General features: G+C 64.7%; 6 protein-coding genes. 2 read left to right on the top strand and 4 right to left on the bottom strand.

Annotation, left to right across the window (positions count from 1 at the left end; translation table 11 throughout):
• Window positions 1-42 precede the first annotated feature (42 nt).
• Together AC2VOU_RS03890 and AC2VOU_RS03885 are read right to left on the bottom strand one after the other, a co-directional pair.
• Complete coding sequence (locus AC2VOU_RS03890; protein ID WP_486956164.1) at window positions 43-543, bottom strand: GNAT family N-acetyltransferase; 501 nt, start codon at window positions 541-543, stop codon at window positions 43-45.
• A gap of 7 nt (window positions 544-550) precedes the next feature.
• Window positions 551-883 carry a hypothetical protein gene (locus AC2VOU_RS03885; protein ID WP_237160569.1) on the bottom strand — a complete coding sequence of 111 codons (333 nt, stop codon included), beginning with the start codon at window positions 881-883 and terminating at the stop codon, window positions 551-553.
• On the opposite strand from AC2VOU_RS03885, the gene AC2VOU_RS03880 reads away from it, so the two are divergent.
• A complete protein-coding gene (locus AC2VOU_RS03880) occupies window positions 867-1,064 on the top strand; it encodes a hypothetical protein (protein ID WP_486956163.1) in 198 nt (65 codons plus the stop codon). The two genes, AC2VOU_RS03885 and AC2VOU_RS03880, sit on opposite strands and share 17 nt — an antisense overlap.
• A 58-nt stretch (window positions 1,065-1,122) precedes the next feature.
• Here the strand turns inward: AC2VOU_RS03880 and AC2VOU_RS03875 are convergent, their stop codons facing one another.
• Together AC2VOU_RS03875 and AC2VOU_RS03870 are read right to left on the bottom strand one after the other, a co-directional pair.
• On the bottom strand, window positions 1,123-1,785 hold the full coding sequence (locus AC2VOU_RS03875; protein ID WP_486956162.1) for a hypothetical protein: 663 nt from the start codon (window positions 1,783-1,785) through the stop codon (window positions 1,123-1,125).
• On the bottom strand, window positions 1,775-3,022 hold the full coding sequence (locus AC2VOU_RS03870) for a hypothetical protein (protein WP_486956161.1): 1,248 nt from the start codon (window positions 3,020-3,022) through the stop codon (window positions 1,775-1,777). Before AC2VOU_RS03870 ends, AC2VOU_RS03875 begins: the two co-directional genes overlap by 11 nt.
• A 153-nt stretch (window positions 3,023-3,175) precedes the next feature.
• Between AC2VOU_RS03870 and AC2VOU_RS03865 the strand changes: the two genes are divergently transcribed.
• Window positions 3,176-3,622 (top strand): hypothetical protein (locus tag AC2VOU_RS03865; protein ID WP_486956160.1); only part of this gene is annotated, 447 nt, incomplete at its 3' end.

Below are 3,622 nucleotides of genomic sequence, written 5' to 3'. Positions count from 1 at the left end.
TGTGAGAACACCCAGTTCACAAGGGCGCGAGCCCTCAATCAGTCACCGACACGATCCGAATCGGTCACACCAGACCCCCACCAAGTCGGAAGAGCCGACAAATAGCGGACGGTGGAACTGCTCACCTTCGGGATGATCGAACCGTTCCCAGCCCAGCGAGGCCCAGAACCCATGCGCCTCCTCGCTGTACGCGAACAGGCGGCGCTCCGGATGCCGCATCTCAAGGGAGCGCACCACCGAGGTCCCGACGCCGCGACCTGCCGCCGCGGTGGCCACCTCGATGAACTGGATCTCCAGCCGCTCCGCCCCGGGCTTCGGAACATCCGAGTATTGAGGGTTGATGCCGCCGGGGTCATCAAGTTCGACGCGAGCTACTTCTACGCCGTCCTCCAGCACCTGTACGAACCATGGCTCGCCGACGTAGTAACCGCGGGGCTCATCCCACCAGCGCTCGTTCGCGTAGGCGACGGTCCAGTCGAACGGCGGCAACCATGAGTACTGGTCCGCTGAGCCTCTGCGGTGATCGATGAGTTCAATGGCCATGGCGGGGTCAGGCCTGCATCTCGAAGGGCACTGAGGAGTAGTACCGGTCGAACTCCTGGTAGTCCGCGATTCCGCTGAGGAGCCGGGCCACTGCGAGCTCGTACTGGTTGATGCGCAGACCTTGGTTATCGCGGCCCAGCGGCACGATCGCCCCGCCACCGTCGACGTAGACGTAGTTCACCCGGTCCACCAGCGAGCCGCGCCAGAAGATGTCGGCGATGCTGATCTCGCGGATGTTGGAGTCCGGGAAGTTCTCCGACCACGCAAAGGACAGATTGCGGTCGTGCTGGCTCTCCGGCATCCCGTAGGAGATTGTCAGGTCGATGTCCGGCCGGTACACGGCTACCTCGGTGTGGCTGTCGTGCTCGACGCCTGACGTGCCGTCGGCGGGGCTGCTCCACGAACCGAAGCGATCTCAGTACGTCGGCCCCGCCGCCGTGATCCTCGACCAGTTGCGTGACGTGGAGCTGATGATGATCGTGCGAAGTTCGTCAAGTGTCATGGTTCCTCCCCGGGTGTAGCGGTGCGGCCGGCGTTCGTGCGGCGTGGCGACAGGGTAGGCGTCGCTGCCGACAGCCCTTACGGGTTCGGGGAGGGCCTGCTGGCGATACCCGTGCCGTTCATCCGGGACCACAACACCTGCTGGACGGTGAGTCCATCTGCGGGCGGGGGCTGCGGCGATACCAGGATTCCCCGCGGGCCGCGCTTCGCGATCAAATCCGCGGGCGGTGCCAGGTACTTCTCCCACAACGCGTCCCGCAACGCCTTCGCATGCTCGCGGAACTCCACCACGAGCGGCGAATCGTCGGCCGGCCCACCCGACGGTGACACGAAGACTCGGATTGAATCGAGCTCATCGGGGTCATCATCGAGGAAGTCCGCGCAGACAGTGACGGTCTCAAGGTCCCGGGACAGACGATGTGCAACGTGATCGTGGCGCCACCCCATGAGAGTTTCGTGGAACACGACGCCTCGCTCGCCTCTTGCGGCGCGCAGCAGATCGTCGTGGGCGAGCTTGCGTCGCTTCTCGCTGACCGCCATCCGCCCGTAGCTGACGATCGCAGACTCCCACAGCGCGCGGCGATGGAACACGTTGGCCGCGACATCGGGGACCTTCGACCTCGCGGCGAGGACCATGTCGACGTGGATCAGGTCCGCCCAAAGTGAGGCCCACTTCCCGATCCTGTTCGCGTCGGGCTCGGCAAGCTTCATCCTCCGGACTCGGTACGTCTCATTCGTCATGGGCGGATGAGACCTCGTCAGGGGCATCTACGGGTTCGAGCATCACCACCGGGATCACAGCCAATTCGATTCGGCGCCCGTCGTCGTCGGCGGCGAAGACGTATTCGGCCCGCCGACTCGGGTCGGAGTCATCCGCGGTAAGTAGGTGACGCGGGTGCCCGCGAACCGCGGCTTGGAGGCGATCGATGATCTCGTTTGGTGTCGACCGCTTGATGAATACGATCAACGCCGCCTTGGTGTCACGCCACACTAGGTAGCTCAGCAGCTGGTCGAGTGCTGAGGTCGCTTTCTTCGCACCGGCCCACACCTTGCATTCGGCGATGAAGACGTTGCGGCCGTTTTCTCGAATGAGGATGTCGGTCTTGCCCTCGCCGTTGAACAGCTCACCCCCTGCAGCCCCCTGCCAGTAGCCGTTCAGTGTTCCGAGCAGTAGATCCCGCAGGGCCTCCTCTCCGAGGGCGCGGATCGCGGGCGTACACGTGCGTTCGAGTGACCGTGCCCAGTTCTCGACGACGTCAAGGATGTCCTGATAGATCGCCTTGTCGAGCACGGGTTCGGGCGTGAACTCCGCCGAAGCTCGGCGCTGTTGTAGAGGCACCTGCCTGCGCAGGGCCGGGACAGGAGGCCGCGGTACGCCCGTGGGCGTGATCGGGATGTTCAGTGCGGAGCTGATCCGCCGGTTCTCGGTGATCCGTGCACGTCGCGCCTCTGCGGCCGCCTTGAGTTCACGCTCGACTTGCTCTCGGTGGATCGCTACGTCGCGGTTCGCCCACGTGATCCGTCTGTCGACGTCCTCGCGCACCTCCGCCATCTGTCGCTCCACGAACTCGGTGGAGAGCTCGGTCGCCTCAATTTCGAGCTGGACGCTGCCGTCCCTGATCGTCCCGCGGTCGGATCCCAGCGTGAACTGCGACGCCTGCCGCCGGAGTATCTCGGCGCTGCCCGTCAGCGGCCAGGAGATGGTCAAGCGGCTGCCCGGGATGCGATAGTCGCGACGTTCCCCGAACTCCCTGGTTGAGCGTTCAATCGTCGTCTCCTGCACCGGTGTTCCGGCGACGGCGGTCCAATCGACCGAGACGGGTTCGGGCATATGCCGCCTGAGAAGGCCATGCACCAGCACGTCGATGTTCTCGCTCAGCAAGGTGTCGGGATCGAGATGTTCAAGTTCGTCGAATGCGGTCCGAGCGCTCTGTCCGAGTAGCTCGGCCAACTGCGGCCCACGCATGAAACCGTTCATCGGTTGCTCCCTCACCTCCTCGCGGCGAGCCGAGTTTATTCTTCGGAGCCGACAACTCACGGTGTTGACGTGGGTGGGTTGCCCATAGGCCTCCGGCCGACGCGACCCCGCTCACGCACGGGGCCGTCGATGACACCGTGATGAGATGAACCTGTGAGTCGCAACAAACCACCTCGGGACACCGCCCCGAAGATGGAGCCCCTGTCGTCAGACGCCACGCACGAGGTGGCCTTCTTCAAGCGATACCGCGACGACGACGCGGCGCAGACCTCACCCGGTTTGAATGCGCTACTGGGGTTCCCGATGAACGTTCGGGCGCGTCTCCTCGCGACCCTCGCCGCCGTGGCGAAGGCGCCGCCGAAACGGTTCGCCGGCGGCGGGCAGTGGGAGGCGATGCACGGCGACATGACCGGCTACTTCGAGGCGCGCGTCACCTCGAAGACCGCAAATGGGAAGTGGCACTTCCGGTTGTTCTGCCTTCTCGACTACGACGAGACGGGGAAGACCTCGCCGCTTCTCACTGTGATCGACGGCGCTGCAAAGCCGTACCAGACGACCCTGCCCGACTCGCGCTACGCAGAGGTCCGCGAACTGGGCAAC

The organism is Mycobacterium sp. TH-M25 (assembly GCF_057473665.1).
The sequence above is the reverse complement of the archived record's forward strand: the minus strand, read 5'-3'. Positions and strand labels throughout refer to the sequence as shown.

Coding starts and splice junctions, on each gene's coding strand:
- AC2VOU_RS03890 (WP_486956164.1), bottom strand. CDS start 543: ATGGCCATTGAACTCATCGATCACCGCAGAGGCTCAGCGGACCAGTAC.
- AC2VOU_RS03880 (WP_486956163.1), top strand. CDS start 867: ATGTCCGGCCGGTACACGGCTACCTCGGTGTGGCTGTCGTGCTCGACG.
- AC2VOU_RS03875 (WP_486956162.1), bottom strand. CDS start 1,785: ATGACGAATGAGACGTACCGAGTCCGGAGGATGAAGCTTGCCGAGCCC.
- AC2VOU_RS03870 (WP_486956161.1), bottom strand. CDS start 3,022: ATGAACGGTTTCATGCGTGGGCCGCAGTTGGCCGAGCTACTCGGACAG.